The sequence below is a fragment of the Vibrio sp. HDW18 genome (genome assembly GCF_011306175.1).
Classification (GTDB): Bacteria; Pseudomonadota; Gammaproteobacteria; order Enterobacterales; family Vibrionaceae; genus Vibrio; species Vibrio chanodichtyis.
Genome location: NZ_CP049913.1, coordinates 1 through 17,402 on the forward strand (window position 1 = coordinate 1; position 17,402 = coordinate 17,402).

Annotated in this window: 16 protein-coding genes; 11 read left to right on the forward strand and 5 right to left on the reverse strand. The window is 48.5% G+C overall.

Features of this window, described 5'->3' with window-relative positions; all coding sequences use genetic code 11:
* Window positions 1–33 precede the first annotated feature (33 nt).
* Window positions 34–1,626, forward strand: a complete 1,593-nt coding sequence (locus G7083_RS00005) for an ABC-F family ATPase (protein WP_166012980.1) — start codon at window positions 34–36, stop codon at window positions 1,624–1,626.
* 105 nt (window positions 1,627–1,731) lie between these two features.
* Here G7083_RS00005 and G7083_RS00010 read toward each other — a convergent pair whose 3' ends face one another.
* Entirely contained in the window at window positions 1,732–2,565 is an 834-nt protein-coding gene (locus G7083_RS00010; protein ID WP_166012981.1) for a formate dehydrogenase accessory sulfurtransferase FdhD, read from the reverse strand.
* Between the two features lie 170 nt (window positions 2,566–2,735).
* Between G7083_RS00010 and G7083_RS00015 the strand changes: the two genes are divergently transcribed.
* The 9 genes from G7083_RS00015 (at window position 2,736) to G7083_RS00055 (ending at window position 11,533) form a co-directional block, all read left to right on the forward strand.
* Window positions 2,736–3,212: a DUF3305 domain-containing protein gene (locus tag G7083_RS00015; protein ID WP_166012982.1), complete on the forward strand. Its 477-nt coding sequence runs from the start codon at window positions 2,736–2,738 to the stop codon at window positions 3,210–3,212.
* Window positions 3,139–3,738, forward strand: coding sequence for a DUF3306 domain-containing protein (locus G7083_RS00020; protein WP_166012983.1), 600 nt, complete (start codon window positions 3,139–3,141; stop codon window positions 3,736–3,738). The genes G7083_RS00015 and G7083_RS00020 overlap by 74 nt, the downstream gene beginning before the upstream one ends.
* A 242-nt stretch (window positions 3,739–3,980) precedes the next feature.
* Entirely contained in the window at window positions 3,981–5,639 is a 1,659-nt protein-coding gene (locus tag G7083_RS00025) for a 4Fe-4S binding protein (protein WP_166012984.1), read from the forward strand.
* A gap of 10 nt (window positions 5,640–5,649) precedes the next feature.
* Window positions 5,650–6,288 carry a molecular chaperone gene (locus tag G7083_RS00030; RefSeq protein WP_166012985.1) on the forward strand — a complete coding sequence of 213 codons (639 nt, stop codon included), beginning with the start codon at window positions 5,650–5,652 and terminating at the stop codon, window positions 6,286–6,288.
* 77 nt (window positions 6,289–6,365) lie between these two features.
* Entirely contained in the window at window positions 6,366–6,563 is a 198-nt protein-coding gene (locus tag G7083_RS00035; protein WP_166012986.1) for a twin-arginine translocation signal domain-containing protein, read from the forward strand.
* An 11-nt stretch (window positions 6,564–6,574) separates the two neighbouring features.
* The gene (locus tag G7083_RS00040) at window positions 6,575–9,430 is read left to right on the forward strand and encodes a formate dehydrogenase subunit alpha (protein ID WP_166012987.1); all 2,856 of its coding nucleotides are present in this window, start codon (window positions 6,575–6,577) and stop codon (window positions 9,428–9,430) included.
* A gap of 11 nt (window positions 9,431–9,441) precedes the next feature.
* Window positions 9,442–10,050, forward strand: a complete 609-nt coding sequence (gene fdh3B, locus G7083_RS00045) for a formate dehydrogenase FDH3 subunit beta (protein WP_166012988.1) — start codon at window positions 9,442–9,444, stop codon at window positions 10,048–10,050.
* Window positions 10,051–10,056: 6 nt separating this feature from the next.
* Window positions 10,057–11,124, forward strand: coding sequence for a formate dehydrogenase subunit gamma (locus G7083_RS00050; protein WP_166012989.1), 1,068 nt, complete (start codon window positions 10,057–10,059; stop codon window positions 11,122–11,124).
* Window positions 11,111–11,533 carry a hypothetical protein gene (locus G7083_RS00055; protein ID WP_166012990.1) on the forward strand — a complete coding sequence of 141 codons (423 nt, stop codon included), beginning with the start codon at window positions 11,111–11,113 and terminating at the stop codon, window positions 11,531–11,533. The genes G7083_RS00050 and G7083_RS00055 overlap by 14 nt, the downstream gene beginning before the upstream one ends.
* A gap of 178 nt (window positions 11,534–11,711) precedes the next feature.
* Here the strand turns inward: G7083_RS00055 and G7083_RS00060 are convergent, their stop codons facing one another.
* From G7083_RS00060 to G7083_RS00070, 3 genes are all read right to left on the reverse strand, one after another.
* On the reverse strand, window positions 11,712–12,194 hold the full coding sequence (locus G7083_RS00060; RefSeq protein ID WP_166012991.1) for a YajQ family cyclic di-GMP-binding protein: 483 nt from the start codon (window positions 12,192–12,194) through the stop codon (window positions 11,712–11,714).
* A gap of 9 nt (window positions 12,195–12,203) precedes the next feature.
* Window positions 12,204–13,265 carry a 3-deoxy-7-phosphoheptulonate synthase gene (locus tag G7083_RS00065; RefSeq protein ID WP_166012992.1) on the reverse strand — a complete coding sequence of 354 codons (1,062 nt, stop codon included), beginning with the start codon at window positions 13,263–13,265 and terminating at the stop codon, window positions 12,204–12,206.
* A 159-nt stretch (window positions 13,266–13,424) separates the two neighbouring features.
* The gene (locus G7083_RS00070; RefSeq protein ID WP_166012993.1) at window positions 13,425–14,774 is read right to left on the reverse strand and encodes a hypothetical protein; all 1,350 of its coding nucleotides are present in this window, start codon (window positions 14,772–14,774) and stop codon (window positions 13,425–13,427) included.
* Window positions 14,775–14,874: 100 nt separating this feature from the next.
* Between G7083_RS00070 and G7083_RS00075 the strand changes: the two genes are divergently transcribed.
* Window positions 14,875–15,708 carry a S1 RNA-binding domain-containing protein gene (locus G7083_RS00075; RefSeq protein WP_166012994.1) on the forward strand — a complete coding sequence of 278 codons (834 nt, stop codon included), beginning with the start codon at window positions 14,875–14,877 and terminating at the stop codon, window positions 15,706–15,708.
* A gap of 185 nt (window positions 15,709–15,893) precedes the next feature.
* Here G7083_RS00075 and rsmF read toward each other — a convergent pair whose 3' ends face one another.
* The gene (gene rsmF, locus G7083_RS00080; RefSeq protein ID WP_166012995.1) at window positions 15,894–17,315 is read right to left on the reverse strand and encodes a 16S rRNA (cytosine(1407)-C(5))-methyltransferase RsmF; all 1,422 of its coding nucleotides are present in this window, start codon (window positions 17,313–17,315) and stop codon (window positions 15,894–15,896) included.
* Between the last annotated feature and the right edge of the window lie 87 nt (window positions 17,316–17,402).

The window sequence follows — 17,402 nt, forward strand, 5'->3', positions numbered from 1 at the left end:
AGGCAGGCATGTTAACCCACTAAGGTACAGGCTTTGATTTCTACAGCGAATATCACTCAACAATTCGGCGCTAAGCCACTGTTTGAAAACATTTCAGTTAAGTTTGGCGAAGGTAATCGCTACGGTTTAATCGGCGCAAATGGTTGTGGTAAATCCACTTTCATGAAAATCCTCAGTGGTGAGTTAGATCCAACCGGCGGTAACGTCAGTTACGATCCGAATGAGCGGGTTGCCAAGCTGAATCAGGATCAGTTTGCCTACGAAGAGTTCACTGTGATTGACACTGTGATCATGGGTCACAAAGAGTTGTGGAAGGTCAAACAAGAGCGCGACCATATTTACGCTCTGCCTGAAATGACTGAAGAAGATGGTATGCGCGTGGCCGATCTCGAAGTGGAATTCGCTGAGATGGATGGCTACATGGCGGAATCCAAAGCGGGCGAACTGCTGCTGGCGGTAGGTATTCCACTAGAGCAACATTACGGCCTGATGAGCAGTGTGGCTCCGGGCTGGAAACTGCGGGTACTGCTGGCGCAAATCCTGTTTGCTGATCCAGATATCATGCTGCTCGACGAACCGACCAACAACTTGGACATCGACACCATTCGTTGGCTAGAAGATACACTGAATGCACGTAACTGCACCATGATCATCATCTCGCACGACCGTCACTTCTTAAACTCTGTGTGTACCCACATGGCGGACTTGGATTACGGCGAACTGCGCATTTATCCAGGCAACTACGATGAGTACATGACTGCCGCGACTCAAGCTCGTGAGCGCCTGTTGTCTGATAACGCCAAGAAAAAAGCGCAAATTGCTGAGCTACAAACCTTCGTAGCACGTTTCTCGGCCAACGCATCGAAAGCCAAACAAGCCACTTCTCGTGCTAGACAGATTGATAAGATCAAACTCGATGAAGTGAAGGCATCTAGCCGTCAGAACCCATTCATTCGTTTTGAGCAATCGAAAGAGTTGTTCCGTAACGCTCTGATTGTGGAAAACCTTAGCCAAGGTTTTGATAGCGATCTGTTTAGCAACTTCAATGCGATTTTTGAAGTGGGTGAGCGTGTGGCGATCATCGGTGAAAACGGGGTGGGTAAAACCACACTGCTCAATACCCTAGCTGGGATACTTGAGCCTCGTAGCGGCCTGTACAAATGGTCGGAAAACTCGAACATTGGTTACTATGCACAAGATCATGCGCATGAATTTGAACAAGACATGAAGCTGATGGAGTGGATGGGACAATGGCGTCAAGAGGGTGATGATGAGCAAGTGATCCGCAGCTTCTTAGGTCGGATGCTGTTTGGTCAAGATGACATCAAAAAATCGGTCAAGGTACTGTCAGGTGGTGAGCAAGGCCGGATGTTGCTTGGTAAACTCATGATGCACAAACCTAACATGTTGCTGCTTGATGAGCCAACCAACCACATGGATATGGAATCGATCGAGTCTTTGAACAACGCCTTAGAGCAGTACAAAGGTACGCTGTTCTTCGTCTCTCATGACCGTGTGTTTGTTGATTCATTGGCAACCCGTATCATTGAAATTCGTGATGGCAAAATCACTGACTTTAAAGGAACTTACGCTGAGTTCCTGCGCTCGCGTGGTGTTGAGGGTTAAGCATTAATTCGCGCAACCCGTTATTGAAAAGAGCCTCAGTTGAGGCTCTTTTGCTATCCAGCAAAGTGATCAGAAAACGTGTTCAACGACTGTTCAATAGTTTGCTTATGCTTGTTCAAGCGAGCCTTTCACATCAAACACCACTTTGTTGGCGCCACTGTACACATGAAAGCGACGACCTGAAGCGCGGGCAATCGTGGTAATGCCAAAACGTTGGGCTAATTCAAGCCCCATCTGTGTTACCCCTGAACGAGAAAGTAACACCGGAATGCCCATTTGTGCCACTTTGATCACCATCTCTGAGGTTAAACGCCCCGTAGTGTAGAAAATTTTGTCGTGACCGCTCAGGTTATTCAGCCACATTTCACCAGCCAAGGTATCTACCGCATTGTGGCGACCGACGTCTTCTACAAATGAGATCACTTGATTGTGTTGGCAAATGGCACAACCATGCACCGCTCCAGCTTTTTTGTAGGTGTCGTTGTAGTGGGTTAACGCCTCCAGTGCCGCGTAAATCTGTGACTGCTTAATTGGTTGTTGTGGAACTTGGTAATTTTCTAGCTGCTGCATTACGTTGCCATACATGGTGCCTTGACCACAGCCGGAGGTTACGGTTTTTTTCTTAAGAGCTGGGGCCAAGTGATCCAGATTTTCACGTGTGATCACCGCAGCAGACTGGGTTTGCCAATCGATGATCACTGAATCAAGGGCATCAGGATCAGAAATAAAACGTTGGTTTTTCAAATAACCGAGCACTAAAGCTTCTGGGCGTGAGCCGAGCGTCATCAAAGTGACAATCTCTTGCCAATTGAGCAAGACCGTCAGCGGGCGTTCGCAAGCGATCGATTTCACCAGTTTTTCGCCGTACTCGTCATACACTTCAACGTCAATGGTTTGCAGCGGATCGACGCTGGTTTTGATGATGGAAGGTTTAGCCACGCGGGATTCCTGTGTGTGACGTGTTTGAGCTTCGATAATCCTTTGCTCAACCACGAATAAGAAAAGTCTCGTCAATCTAGCAAAAAAAGTGCCGAAGAAAAAATGACCTTAACCCAAATGGCGCAATTATTGCTTTAATTTAGATTGTGATGATTCATCGAGTCTGAGTTATGACTGAACAAACTTCTCCTCCATTTTTAATCGATACCCTATATCACAAGACTGATAGCGCTTGGTCGCTGGCTTGCCAGCTTGAGCCTCATCTTGTCTCGCGTGGCCGCTGGCAAACCACTCAGTGGTTGTTGCACGGTTTTAGCTTAAGGTCAGAAGAGACGAGTCAATATATTGCAACCGTGCATTTGCATCGTGATGAGCGCACCGATTATCGTTTTAACCTCAGTTCACAAGCGCCGAAACTGTTTTTGATTGCAGAAAACCCCAATGAAGATCAACCGCTGAAAATTGTGCAATTGACCGCATCACAAGCACTTGCCAGCCGCTATATGGACAGTGATTATCTGGTGCTTTCGGCTGATATGCCATTGCCAGTACAGGCGTGGATAGAAGCTTATATTGGTCGCCATGGTGAGCTACTCGAAATCCGCCGCAAAAAACGCGCCGGCGCGGGGAGATCTTGTGGCAACTGAGCCGTTCTTTTCCCGTTGGTCACAACGTAAATTAGCCAGAGAGCCAGAGCAAAAATCACCCCTTGAGCTATCAGAGGAGTTGGCTTGCGAGTATTCACAAATCGCGCAGGAACCATGTGGATCTGATCATGGACGGGAAAGCCCCGCGCTCAAATCAAGCAATGTAGACGAGGAGCAACAACCTAGCGTGGCGAGTTTGTTGCTCTCCAATGCAGCGCCAGCGCTGAAAAAAGCCGCGCTGCGTAAGCTATTTTTGAGTGGTGAGTTTGACCAAGTCTGTATGTTGGATGATTACAACGCGGATTACCGTAATACGGCAACACTCACCACGCAAGTGGCACACACTTTACGTCAATGGTGCCATGAGACACAAACGGTGTCAGAGATTGAACAAGAGCAACCGCCATCAAATAATGATAATGCACTTGCAACTGTCACCCTCGCCGAAGATTCAGCGCCGCGAGTTGAACCTAAGCCGCGTTCAGCTTGCAATACTGAAGTAGAGAGCGACCTATCAGATCCATAGCCGATGAGACAAAATTGACCATATCACGATCAGGGACATTTTGACTTATTCTGCCATAGATAGGGTGAGACATAATGTCTCACTCTGATGCTGTGGGTTAATAGCTTATCTCTACCATCAATAAATGTTGTTATTTTTCAATAAAATAGTTTTGGAACGCTATTTGCTAACGCTACTTGCTATCGATGGCTTGTTTAAAACGAGCCGACTCGGTTCGTGATTCTTATCAACGGAAGCAAGCAATGTTAAACCTCCTACAACAAGCGACGTCTGCCAACGCTCGGGCGCGACAGTATGCCATCGAGCATACGGTTGAGCTGACTAATCTTATTCCGCCTACGGTCAGCTACCAAAGTGGTGGCGACACGTTAATTATCGGTCCCACTACGCTGATTGAACGGATTGCCGAGCAGCTCAGCAGCATGACTTCCATCACGCTACTTTCGGTGGATGGTGAGCCTGGCACCCAAAGCAATCTGTACTATGCCGATACGCTAGAAATCAGTGGCTTTCTCGGTGCATTCACGGTGAATGTGGAAAATCATGGCAAGCGAATCAATTTGGCGCAAGCTGCGCTCGCGGCCAACTGCTTTGATCTTGTTTTAGATATGTCGCTCAATGGTTTGATGCGTGAAGAGGTTCCTGTCCCGGGCTATTTTCCGGTCGGGCGCGGCTATCCAACCCTAGCCGATGCACTGGAACAAATTCCAACCCTGATCGGCACTTTTGATAAGCCAAAATATTTTCGTCTCGATACCGATCTTTGTGCGCATAGCTCTCGTGGCGTGAAGGGGTGCCAACGTTGTGTCGATGCGTGTCCGGCAGGCGCGCTGTCGAGTGAAGGATCGGATCAAACCGGGCATCGCATTCAAATTAACCCTTATTTGTGCCAAGGGGTAGGGACCTGTGCGACCGCTTGTCCGACCGAAGCGATTCACTACGCACTGCCCAATCCTACCGATACGCAAAAATTCATTGAGCGCTTACTGGCCAATTACCACCAAGCCGCCGGTGAAAAACCGATCGTGCTGATCTGCAGCTCTCGCCATAAAAGTTACAACGTCATGGCGCTTAAGGTATTGCCAGATAACGTGATTCCTGTGGTGGTGGAAGAACTGCCTTCGGTTGGTATCGACAGTTGGTTTGCCGCATTAGTGAATGGTGCAACTCAAGTGTTATTTGCGGCAAGTCACCATATGCCGCCAACCATTCAACGCATTCTCAACCAAGAGGTGAGCATGGCGCAGAGCCTACTGACTCACTTAGGTTTGGCCAAAGAGACGATTGATATTGTTTATCTTGAATCGCTGCGCGAGGGGATGCCGGTTCTGTGTGAACAGCCGCTGGGACTTCATTTGGGGGATTTAGTGGGTAATAAGCGCGAGCGCCTGTTTACCGCGCTGGATGGCTTAGCAAAAACACTCGATGCGCCGCTGAGCGTGCAACCTCTCAGCCTCAATGCGCCTTATGGCACGATTGCATGCCAAACCAGTGATTGTACTTTATGCATGAGCTGTGTTGCGGTGTGTCCAACCGCAGCGCTGCATCCGGCGGGAGATAGCCCAGCCTTACGTTTTATTGAGCAAGAGTGCGTGCAGTGTGGCTTATGTGTCAAAGCTTGCCCGCAACAAGCGTTGAGTACTACTGCGCAGCTTAACTGGAACCCAACGGCACGCCAATCTGTGGTGACTTTGCATCAAGAAGAGCCGGCCCTGTGCCTGCGCTGCCATAAGCCTTTCGCGCCGCAATCGATGATCTCTTTGTTACAAAACAAATTACACGGTCACTCTCATTTTGCTCATCCTGCCGCCCTGAATCGGATTGCGATGTGCGAAGACTGCCGAGTCATCGACCTGTTTGAAGCCATGGCCGATGATCCTGAGCAGCAGCTCAACTACTGAGGAGAAAGCAATGCAAGCGCAATCTATGCATTCACCATCAATGCGCGCCGACATTTACCTACTGATCGCGACACTGCTGCGTGATGTGCCTTGTGCCGATCTGTGTACTTTTTTAGCCGAATTGGAATTTGAAGCCAATGGCACCGAAATGGCACAAGCGTGGCAGGCGCTCGCCGCTGCTGCACAAAATACTCGAGCAGACTCCTTAGCTGAGGAGTATCAAAAGCTATTTATTGGTATTGGCCGTGGTGAGGTGGTGCCTTTTGCCTCATGGCATTTAACCGGTTCACTGATGGAAAAGCCGCTGGCTGAGATCCGTGCGGATTTGACCAGATTGGGGCTAGAGCGAGAGAAGCAAGTCCGTGAGCCTGAAGATCACATCGCGGTGCTGTGCGAAACCATGGCTTATTTGTGTGAGCAAACCGAGGGGCAAGAAGACGTGTTTTTCTACCGCCATATTGCACCGTGGTTTGGCAAGCTAGTCAGGCAAATCCGACAAGCACCTCATGCGCAATTTTATCTCGCCGTGGCCGATCTTTTGGACGCGTTTTTGAGCTTAGAACAAGTGGCGATGACGCATGTCCCAAGCAGTCGCAACAATCGCTATCGGATCGAGGTGAAAAACCTGACCGATAAAGTCGAGCAGTAAACCGACTGGGATCAGAAAGCAGACGTCTTAAGACGCACAGCTAAGTTGCTAAAATATAAGCAATAAGGAAGCAATCAATGAAAAAAGAGCACCAAGTAGACCACAGCAGACGCGATCTGCTGAAAGGATTAGGCACCGCGGTTGTGGCTGGTGCTGTCGTCGCTGGGGTCAGTACAACAACGCAGGCCAGTGATGTGAATGCCGAAAGTCAACCGCCACTGAAAAAAGGCTATTACGAAACCCAGCACATTCGTGATTACTACAACACGCTATAGGAGCCAATGCGATGAGACTGATCAAACGTGCAGACAGCGTGACCAAACAGCCAAATCAGCTCGGTATTAGCCGCCGGGCCTTTATGAAAAACACGTCACTGGCCGCCGGTGGCGCAGTGGTCGGAGCCTCTCTGTTCACACCGAGCATGATCCGTAAAGTGCAGGCCAGCGACGTGCAACGCAGCGCGAAAACCGAACTAAAGCGCACTATCTGTTCGCACTGCTCGGTAGGTTGTGGGATCTACGCGGAAGTACAAAACGGAGTATGGACCGGTCAAGAGCCAGCTTTCGATCATCCATTTAATGCAGGTGGTCACTGTGCGAAAGGTGCAGCTTTACGTGAACACGGCCATGGTGAGCGGCGTTTGAAATACCCAATGAAACTTGATGGTGGTAAGTGGAAGAAAATCTCTTGGGAACAAGCCATCAATGAGATTGGTGACCAAGTGCTGAAGATCCGCGAACAGTCAGGTCCGGACGCGGTGTACTTTCTCGGTAGTGCTAAACACAGCAATGAGCAAGCGTATCTGTTTCGTAAAATGGCTTCGCTGTGGGGCACCAACAATGTTGATCACCAAGCGCGTATTTGCCACTCCACGACCGTGGCTGGGGTGGCAAATACTTGGGGCTATGGGGCAATGACCAATTCATTCAACGATATGCAAAATTGCAAGTCGATGTTGTTTATTGGATCCAATCCGGCAGAAGCACACCCGGTGGCAATGCAGCATATTTTGATCGCGGAAGAGAAAAATGGCTGCAAGATTGTGGTTGCCGATCCGCGCCGCACTCGTACGGCGGCCAAGGCCGATCATTTTGTTGCTCTGCGGCCAGGTACCGATGTGGCCTTTATCTGGGGCATCTTGTGGCATGTATTTAAACATAACTGGCAAGATCAAGAGTACATTCAGCAACGTGTATTCGGCATGGATGAAATCCGCGCTGAAGTCGAAAAATGGACGCCGGCAGAAGTTGAACGTGTCACCGGCGTAAGCGAACAAGAAGTTTACACCACAGCGAAAATTCTGGCCGAAAACCGTCCGGGTTGTGTAATTTGGTGTATGGGTGGTACGCAGCACACCACCGGCAACAACAATACCCGCGCTTACTGTGTACTCGAGCTGGCATTAGGTAACATCGGAAAATCCGGTGGTGGGGCCAATATTTTCCGCGGTCACGATAATGTGCAAGGGGCTACCGATTTTGGGGTATTGTCCGATAGCTTACCTGGCTATTACGGCTTAACCGAAGGTTCATGGCAACATTGGGCTAAAGTCTGGGATATTGATTTTTCATGGCTTAAGCAGCGTTTTGACCCGAATATCTATCACGGCGCACTGCCGATGGAAACACCGGGGATCCCGGTTTCACGCTGGATCGATGGCGTGCTGGAAAACAAAGACAACCTGCAGCAACGAGAAAATATTCGCGCGATGTTCTATTGGGGGCATGCTGTCAATTCGCAAACCCGCGGCGTGGAAATGAAAAAGGCCATGCAAAAGCTGGATATGATGGTGATTGTGGATCCATACCCAACCGTTGCTGCGGTGATGAACGATCGCACCGATGGGGTGTATCTGCTACCGGCGACCACTCAGTTTGAAACCTATGGTAGTGTGACCGCCTCTAACCGCTCAATGCAATGGCGAGATCAGGTGATTGAGCCGTTATTTGACTCTAAACCCGATCACGAAATCATGTACTTGCTCAGTCAAAAACTGGGGATTGCGGATCAACTGTGTAAACACATTCAGGTGGTAAATAATCAGCCACTGATTGAAGACATCACCCGCGAATTTAACCGCGGGATGTGGGCGATTGGTTGTACTGGTCAAAGTCCTGAACGATTGAAAACTCATCAGCAACATTGGCATACCTTCCATAAAGTGACCATAGCCGCAGAAGGCGGACCTGTGCATGGTGAGACTTATGGCTTACCTTGGCCTTGCTGGGGCACACCGGAAATGAAACACCCTGGTACCCATATTCTTTACGATACTTCGAAAACGGTCGCCGAAGGTGGTGGTAACTTCCGCACTCGATTTGGCGTCGAATTTGAAGGTCACAACCTACTCGCGGAAGACAGTTATTCGAAAGGCTGTGAGCTGCAAGATGGCTATCCAGAATTTAGCGATAAACTGCTCAAGCAATTGGGATGGTGGAGTGATTTAACCCCCGTAGAGCAAGCAGCGGCTGAAGGTCAGAATTGGAAAACCGATCTGTCTGGCGGTATTCAACGGGTGGCGATTAAGCACGGCTGTGTTCCATTTGGTAACGCCAAAGCGCGGGCGATTGTGTGGACTTTCCCAGACCGCGTGCCGCTGCATCGTGAACCCTTGTACACCCCGCGCCGCGATCTGTTGGCTGATTACCCCACATGGGATGATCAAGCGTTTATTTTTCGGGTACCTACGCTGTATAAATCGATTCAAGCACAAGATAAATCGATGGAATATCCGATCATCCTTACTTCTGGCCGCTTAGTAGAATATGAAGGGGGCGGTGAAGAAACCCGTTCGAATCCTTGGTTGGCCGAGCTGCAACAAGAGATGTTTGTTGAAGTGAACCCGAAAGATGCCAACGATTTAGGCTTTATAGATGGTGATATGGTGTGGGTTGAAGGGGCTGAGAAAGGGCGCATCAAAGTTAAAGCGATGGTGACCCGCCGTGTGAAAGCGGGGATGGCGTTTATTCCGTTCCACTTTGCTGGCAAGTTCCAAGGGGAAGATCTGCGTCCGAAATACCCAGAAGGGACACAGCCTTATGTGGTTGGGGAATCGGCAAACACTGCCACGACCTACGGCTACGATCCTGTCACCTTGATGCAGGAAACCAAAGTCACCCTCTGTAACATTCGTAAAGCGTAAGGAGCTTACCCATGGCAAGAATGAAATTCCTGTGTGACACCAAACGCTGTATCGAATGTAACGGCTGTGTCACGGCCTGTAAAAATGAAAACGATGATGCGCTGGAATGGGGCATCCAGCGTCGCCGCGTGGTTACGCTCAACGATGGTGAACCGGGTGAAAACTCGATTTCCGTGGCGTGTATGCACTGTACCGATGCACCTTGTATGGCGGTGTGTCCTGCAGACTGCTTTGTGCATACCGAAGATGGCATTGTGCTGCACAACAAAGATCTCTGTATCGGTTGTGGTTACTGCTTGTTTGCTTGCCCGTTTGGTGCGCCGCAGTTTCCCAAACAAGCAGCGTTTGGTGAACGCGGTAAGATGGACAAATGCACCTTCTGTGCTGGTGGCCCTGAAACAGAGCCGGGTTCAGAAGCCGAGCGTCGCAAATACGGAGCCAACCGGATTGCCGAAGGTAAGCTGCCGATGTGTGCATCGCTTTGTTCTACCAAAGCTTTGTTGGCTGGAGATGCGGAAAAGATCTCCGATATTTTCCGTCAACGAGTGGTTGAACGTGGTGCCAAAGGTGCCGGTTGGACTAACGGTGAAGATCTCGCCTATGATGCAACTCGGAGTTAACTGGCTATGAGACAACAACTTTCTCGCGCCACTCGTTTTGTGCTGCCTTTATTAGCAGCACTGCTATGCTGGTTGGTTCAACCGGCAATGGCAGAGCAGAATACTAAACCGGATGTGGCACAAAAAGAGATGAGCCAACTGGCAGGGGCCGACTTTTGGCGTCAGGTTCGCCAAGGTGAGGCGGGCTACACCACGTCTCACTCGCCTGAGCATGGCGTGTTGATCAGTAAACCCGGTGAAACTTGGTTTATCCTCAAAGAGAAATGGATGTCTCCGGCTGGTGCGGTTGCGATTTTCGGTAGCATTGCGATGGTGGTGCTGGCCTATATCGCAGTTGGCCCACTGATGCTGAGTAAGCCGCGTACCGGTCGTAAACTCAATCGTTGGTCGCGCTCAGATAGGGCGCTGCACTGGAGTATGGCGTTTACCTTTCTCACTTTGGCGTTCAGTGGCTTGATGCTGGTATATGGTAAATATTTTTTAAAACCCTATATTCCAGGCCAACTATGGGGCTGGATCATCTATGCCGCCAAGCAGTATCACAACTACATGGGGCCACTGTTTTTCATTTTGCTGATGTTGGTACTGCTCAAGTGGTGGCGTAAATCAATATTTAATAAAGTGGATATGCAGTGGTTTATCAAATTAGGCGGCATGGTGGGTAAGCATAAAGGCACACATCCTTCGGCTGGTTTTTCTAACGCCGGAGAGAAAGCCATCTATTGGCTGCTGATTGTGTTTGGAACCTTTGCGGCTATCAGTGGGCTAGTGCTCGATTTCCCGATTTTCGGCCAGACCCGCCGTGATATGGAATGGGCCAACCTCATTCATATGTTCTCGGCATTGATCTTAATCTGTGGCTTTATCTTCCATATTTATATCGGTTTATTTGGTATGGAAGGCGCATTAGAAGGCATGGTGACTGGCAAAGTGGATGAAACGTGGGCCAAAGAGCATCACGACCTTTGGTATGAAGAAGTGAAACGCCGCGGTGAAATTGAAGAAATGAGTACACCTTCTCAAATGGTGTCACGGGATCAAACAAACGGAGAGGTGAGCCATGAATCAAGATAGCGCGCACAAATCAGTTTGGTTTGTCTACATTGCTAGCTTACTGACGCCTTTTACTTGTTTGCTATCGGGTGTGATTGGCATCATTTATGCCGGTTACCGATTGGATAAGAACCAAGATGGTGATGTCGCGAATTCTCATTACTATGGGCTAATTCGCAGTTTCTTCCTCTATCTCACCTTCTTTGTGGTGCTGATTGTGACGGTAGCAACCAGCAACGGTATCATTATGGGGGTTAATCGTTACTGGATGCATGAAACGTGGCTTGGTCAATTAGGTTATGCGATCCCTTATTTGGGCGCGTTAATTGCCCTTGCTGCTATTTCGATTTGGATTTGGCGCATCATCCAAGGCATGCAGCAATATCGACGCCATTTACCTCATTCGCCCAGCAAAGGACCGAGTTGGTAAGTTAGCCATTCATTTGTGCTACTTTGTACGGTGATTGATTCGAGATCACAGAGTCAATCACCGTTGATAAAACAATGCCCCGAGTCACGGGGCATTCAGCTGTTTGTTTTATAAACATTCGCTTTATAAGTATTTGCTTTATAACTATTTGCTTTATAACCATCGTGGTTATGCGTGATTAATCACGGAAGTTATTGTACTGCAGCGGCTGCTCAAGGTTGGCCTCACGTAGCAGCGCCATCACTTCTTGCAAATCATCGCGCTTTTTACCCGTCACTCGCACTTTGTCGCCTTGAATCGACGCTTGCACTTTAATTTTGGCATCTTTGATCAGTTTGACGATTTTTTTGGCCAGTAACGCTTCCAAACCTTGTTTAAAATCCGCTTCTTTGTACCAGTTTTTGCCGATATGGACTGAGTCGTTGGCTTTCATGGCTCGCGCATCAACCCCACGTTTGGCGAGATTACCACGCAAAATATCCATCATCTGTCCAAGCTGAAAATCATCTTCAGCCGCCAGTTTAACGGTCTCTTCTTTCAGAGAAAAACTGGCCTCTACGTTGCGAAAATCAAAGCGAGTCGCCAGTTCACGAGTGGCGTTATCTACCGCGTTACGCAGTTCAACGGCATCAATTTCTGAAACAATATCAAAAGAAGGCATAAGTTTTCCTTAATTACGGGAACGACGAACTTTGATCGATTGTGCCAACATGTCGAGCATGGTGGCGGTATCGTCCCATCCTAAACACGGATCGGTGATCGAAAGTCCATAAGTCAGGTTATTGAGATCATGCATTGGCTGGTTACCTTCCACAAGGAAACTTTCCGCCATAATGCCAGCAATTTGGTGGCTGCCCGCGGCGATCTGTTGGCAAATATCACGCGCGACATCCAGTTGTTGACGATGCTGCTTTTGGCAATTGGCATGGCTAAAATCAACCACTAAGCGCTCAGCCAAATTGAACTCGGCTAACTGTTGGCACGCCTCATTAATCGCCTCAGCCGCAAAGTTGGGGCCTGTATCTCCACCACGTAAAATGACGTGTCCAAATGGATTTCCACTGGTGCGGTAAACGGTCATGCGGCCATTCTTATCTGGTGAATAGAAATAGTGTGACGCCTTGGCCGCTCGGATCGCATCAATCGCGACTTTCACATTGCCGTTGGTGGCGTTTTTAAAACCAACCGGGCAAGAAAGGGCCGAGGCCATCTCGCGGTGAATTTGTGATTCAGTGGTACGGGCTCCAATGGCACCCCAAGTGATAAGGTCAGCAATATATTGCCCAGTCACCATGTCAAGAAATTCTGTCGCGGTCGCTAAACCGAGTTTATTGACATCGAGCAGTAATTGGCGCGCTTTATTGAGGCCGGTTTCTAAAGCGTAGGAGCCATCTAAATTAGGATCGGTGATCAAACCTTTCCAGCCAACGACTGTGCGCGGTTTTTCAAAGTAAGTGCGCATCACCACAAACAATTGCTCTTGGTAATTGTTTTGTAGCGCAGCTAGGCGGCGGGCGTATTCGAGCGCTGCATCGGTATCGTGAATCGAGCAAGGGCCAACAATCACCAACAAGCGATCATCCTCACCAGTCAAGATCCGTTCAATTTGACGCCGAGACTGTGCAATTCTTGACGCGACAGGTTCGGTGATCGGGTGGGCGAGGCTCAATTCGGCGGGTGTTGGCATTGGACCCAATGCTTGGGTTCTTAATTCATCAGTTTTCAGTGGCATGCAAGCGCCTATCCTGTTGTGGCGAAGCGCTAAAGATAGCGAATTTGCCAGAGAGAATAAACCATTGCACCGTAAACAACGGTGTAAATGGCGTTAAATTGAGTGGCTGAAATAACATTTGGCGAAACTTTCCACACTCTCGCTCGACGAATATAGCGCTTAGGTCAGCGGAATGGATTCAATATCGACAATCCGACTCCGATTGAGCACGATTTTCCAACGGTAGTAGGTCGGTTCAGCTTTATGATGATTCTCTTTGACAATCAAATTCAGCAGATGACGTTTTTCCACCGACTCGCGGCTCACTTGACCATTGTTGAGCTGATAAATGTAGTTGGAGCCCTTATCCATCTGGCGCATGATGGCCCGCAGATCGACCATTAAGGTTTCGCGCGTCTCTTCATAGCCACTCATAAAGCGTGAGGTTGACATCTCAGTATGCGACCGATAATGCAAGATCTGCTCTTCACGCTGCACAATACGTTTTTTACGGATCGCTTGTATCCGGTCGGGGAGGTCGCTCAATTTTTTATAATCCAACCACTCTTCTTTATCGCCCACCTGTTTACCTGTGGTCGGGTCAAAATAGTGGCGGCGCCATTTTGCTTTGCCTTTACTGATCCAACGCCACATCATGTCACGCAAATCATCTTTAAAAATTTCGCGTAACGCATAAATAAACGACATGGCAATGATAAAAGAGGCGGTAATCTCTCCCCAGTAATCACGGGCAGAAATCGCAGTAATCGTCACTGCCACCATGACTAAACCGGTGGCCAGTCCTTTCACCGCGCGCTTGGTATTGTTGCCAAGTGACACTATTTTTTCATTAAGGATGATCGGATGCTCGATCAGCCGGCGCAGCAAACGCATTTTATTACTTAAGCGAGTAATGTCTTGATTGGCTTGATCGGAGTTGTATTGATTGAGCGCCCGATGAGCTTGTTCTTTTTCAATCAGAGTGATCAGGCGATCTTTATTAATTTTGTACTCATTATCCCGTGTCATGTGCGCAATCATCGATAAAAAACTTTGCTCGGTGTACCAAGACAGGTAGTTATCAATGTTGGCGTAGTAACGCTTCAACTGCTCTTCATAGGGAATGCTACGCCGTAACCGACGTAAAATATCCAGCGACAACTCAATCACACTGTCCACTTCCTCCACACTGACCGTATCACTGGTGTTATTAAGCTGCGCGACCGCTTTATCCAGCGCAATCACATACTGGTAAGCAAACAAGCTCAAACTCACGCGATATTGTGTGGTGGAAAGATGACCACGCTGGGCGAGGCGGCTGTGTACCAGCGGCAGTAGGATCTGATCACTGTAATAGGCACGCTGCTGGTGGATCGAGCTATAAAAAAATTCAGATTCGGAGATCACTTCCGGTGAAATATCCAATTCACCCGGAATAAACAGATAAAAGTTGAGATCAAGCTCTTTGCTGCCTCTCATCTGGCTGACAATCGTCAAGGTTGCCGCATCTTGCTGCTCTACGGTAATCAACGAAAACTCCTGTAAAATTGCGGGATTTATTGCTCGAATGCGAGAAAGCATACCAGAGATAACGTATAATCTCCGCAAATTTGCTGTGAGACAGTTTTATATGATTAACATTGGTCAAATTAATAGTTTAGAAGTCGTGAAATTCGCTGAATTTGGCGTTTTTTTGGATGCCGGTGAATACGGAACCACTTTGCTGCCTAAGCGTTTTGTACCGGAAGGGATTGAAATCGGGCAGTTTATTGATGTTTTTCTGTATTTTGATTCAGAAAACCAACTGGCTGCGACGACTGAAACCCCGATTGCTCAGGTTGGCGAATGGGGCTTAATGACCATCGAAGGGGTGAATAACACTGGCGCATTTGCGAATTGGGGCATCAAAGGTAAAGATTTGCTGATCCCTTACAGTGAGCAGCGAGCGCGTTTTAATGCAGGGCAAACAATTTTAGTTTATGTCTACACTGATAAAGCGTCAGGCCGTATTGTTGGCACCACCAAATTCAACAAATGGCTGGATAAAACGCCGGCTCGTTATACGCCAAATCAGGCGGTCGATTTGATCATTGCCGAACGCTCTGAACTTGGTTTCAAAGCGATTGTGAATGGCACCCACTGGGGGATGATTTTCGCCTCTGATGTGTTTGGTAAGTTATTCATTGGTAAGAAGCTGAAAGGCTACATTAAAAGTGTCCGCGAAGATGGCAAGATCGATCTGGCACTGCAAAAAATCGGCACCGAAAAAATGGATGATCTGAGCACTAAGATTTTAGACACTTTAGCTAAAAAAGGCGGTTTTCTGCCGTTAAGCGATAAATCCACACCAGAAGCGATTTTTGCCACTTTCCGCACCAGTAAAGGTACCTTTAAAAAGACGATTGGCAGCTTGTATAAGCAAGGCAAAATCGTGATTGAGGATGAGGGGATTCGCTTAGCTTAATTGCGGCGGTTAACCCAACCTCAACGCATAAAAAGAGGCCCTAACAGTCAGGTTTAGGGCCTAGGGGAATGGCTCCGAAGAGCCTGCGCTAATCAACATCAAATCGCGATTGGTTTAGCTGTAAGCTTAGTATACTGCTTGAAAATAGCGACCCGTGTTGACAATTTCATTCGATGGTTGAGCACTTAAAACAGATTTTTATCTCTCACCAGCTCTCTTGGTAAGCCGTTTTTCACTCGATTACCGACCCATTTACCAAGACCAATCACATGGTTAGCGTAACGGACCATCACTTCGCCTTGAGCGCTGTTCCCGCAGGGTCTGACATCTCGCCCCATAAACCATTCTCGAGCTTGATCGATATCCAATTCAACGCAGTGTGCGAGATTATCGCTAGCAAGACAGGTTGCCACTTGGTGCTGCCAACGATAACCGGATTTATGTGCTTCAGCAATTTTTATGCCCATGCGCGAAAAACGTAATTCACCCAGTAATGGCTCTAATGCCTGTGGAAATAACCACACATCATTATCTCGTAACCAAATTTGTGAGTGCTCCGGTAAGGTCACGCCAAGTGCGCGATGTAACTGCTGGGCAATTTCACTTTGCTGCTTAGCACTGGCTTTGCTAAATGGGAACTTACCTAACCGTTTGTGTACTTCAGGGGTTGGGATGGCCGCCAATTTGCGAATCTTGGCGACAAAAAAACCTTCACAGTCATACATCTGCGGGAATATGTGTAGAAAACCTTCTTCCGTCAGAGCACGGTCGGCTTGCGCAAATAAATCCGCCAGTGACTCAAAACTGACCGCATCGCCATAGGTCTGTTTTAGATGCCAACAGACTTGCTGGTTTTCTTCACGGCTGAGGGTACAAGTTGAGTAAACTAACGTGCCGCCAACTTTCAGTGCCTGAAAGGCACTCTCAAGTAAGGCTTTTTGCGTCGCGGCGATCGAATGAATCGCTTGCATACTCCAGTTTTTCATCGCATCCGGATCTTTGCGAATGGTGCCTTCTCCCGAACAGGGTGCATCAATCAGCACCGCGTCAAAACACTCAGGCAGCCAACCTCCAAATACGCAGCCATCAAAATTGGTCAGCGCACTGTTTCGTACACCACAGCGTTCAATGTTGGCATGCAACACTTTAACTCGGCTGGCGGAAAACTCATTGGCAACCAACACTCCTTGGTTGTGCATTAGCGCGGCGATCTGTGTGGTTTTCGAACCCGGAGCGGCGGCCATATCCAGTACCCGCTTATATTCAGCGTTACCCATAAATAGCGCTGCAACAGGCAGCATGGAACTGGCTTCCTGAATGTAAAACAACCCTGCCATATGCTCCGCACTATTGCCAAGCGGTACTTGGCTTTCATCGGCTTCAATCCAAAATCCATTATCACACCAAGGCACCGGAGTGAGTTGCCAACCGTGCTGATTGGCACGCTGTACAAAATCGGTGACTGAAATTTTTAGGGTATTGACGCGAATGCTTTTACGCAGTGGCCGTTGGCAAGCGGCAATAAAATCCGCGAGCTGCGTTGAGTCGGGGAGTATTTGCGCCATCGATGCGATAAATTCTTCAGGCAGGGCAATGTTCGGATGCACAGGCAAGTTCCGTTGTTCAATTAAGGCCGGTGATTATAACCAGATAGCCCAAGGACATAAAGGCTTGCCAAACAAGTGACAAAGCAG

Bases quoted from the DNA above. Each gene is read 5' to 3' on its own strand.
- G7083_RS00015 (WP_166012982.1), top strand. From the start codon at position 2,736: ATGACTGAACAAACTTCTCCTCCATTTTTAATCGATACCCTATATCAC.
- G7083_RS00025 (WP_166012984.1), top strand. From the start codon at position 3,981: ATGTTAAACCTCCTACAACAAGCGACGTCTGCCAACGCTCGGGCGCGA.
- G7083_RS00030 (WP_166012985.1), top strand. From the start codon at position 5,650: ATGCAAGCGCAATCTATGCATTCACCATCAATGCGCGCCGACATTTAC.
- G7083_RS00035 (WP_166012986.1), top strand. From the start codon at position 6,366: ATGAAAAAAGAGCACCAAGTAGACCACAGCAGACGCGATCTGCTGAAA.
- G7083_RS00040 (WP_166012987.1), top strand. From the start codon at position 6,575: ATGAGACTGATCAAACGTGCAGACAGCGTGACCAAACAGCCAAATCAG.
- fdh3B (WP_166012988.1), top strand. From the start codon at position 9,442: ATGGCAAGAATGAAATTCCTGTGTGACACCAAACGCTGTATCGAATGT.
- G7083_RS00050 (WP_166012989.1), top strand. From the start codon at position 10,057: ATGAGACAACAACTTTCTCGCGCCACTCGTTTTGTGCTGCCTTTATTA.
- G7083_RS00055 (WP_166012990.1), top strand. From the start codon at position 11,111: ATGAATCAAGATAGCGCGCACAAATCAGTTTGGTTTGTCTACATTGCT.
- G7083_RS00060 (WP_166012991.1), bottom strand. From the start codon at position 12,194: ATGCCTTCTTTTGATATTGTTTCAGAAATTGATGCCGTTGAACTGCGT.
- G7083_RS00065 (WP_166012992.1), bottom strand. From the start codon at position 13,265: ATGCCACTGAAAACTGATGAATTAAGAACCCAAGCATTGGGTCCAATG.
- G7083_RS00075 (WP_166012994.1), top strand. From the start codon at position 14,875: ATGATTAACATTGGTCAAATTAATAGTTTAGAAGTCGTGAAATTCGCT.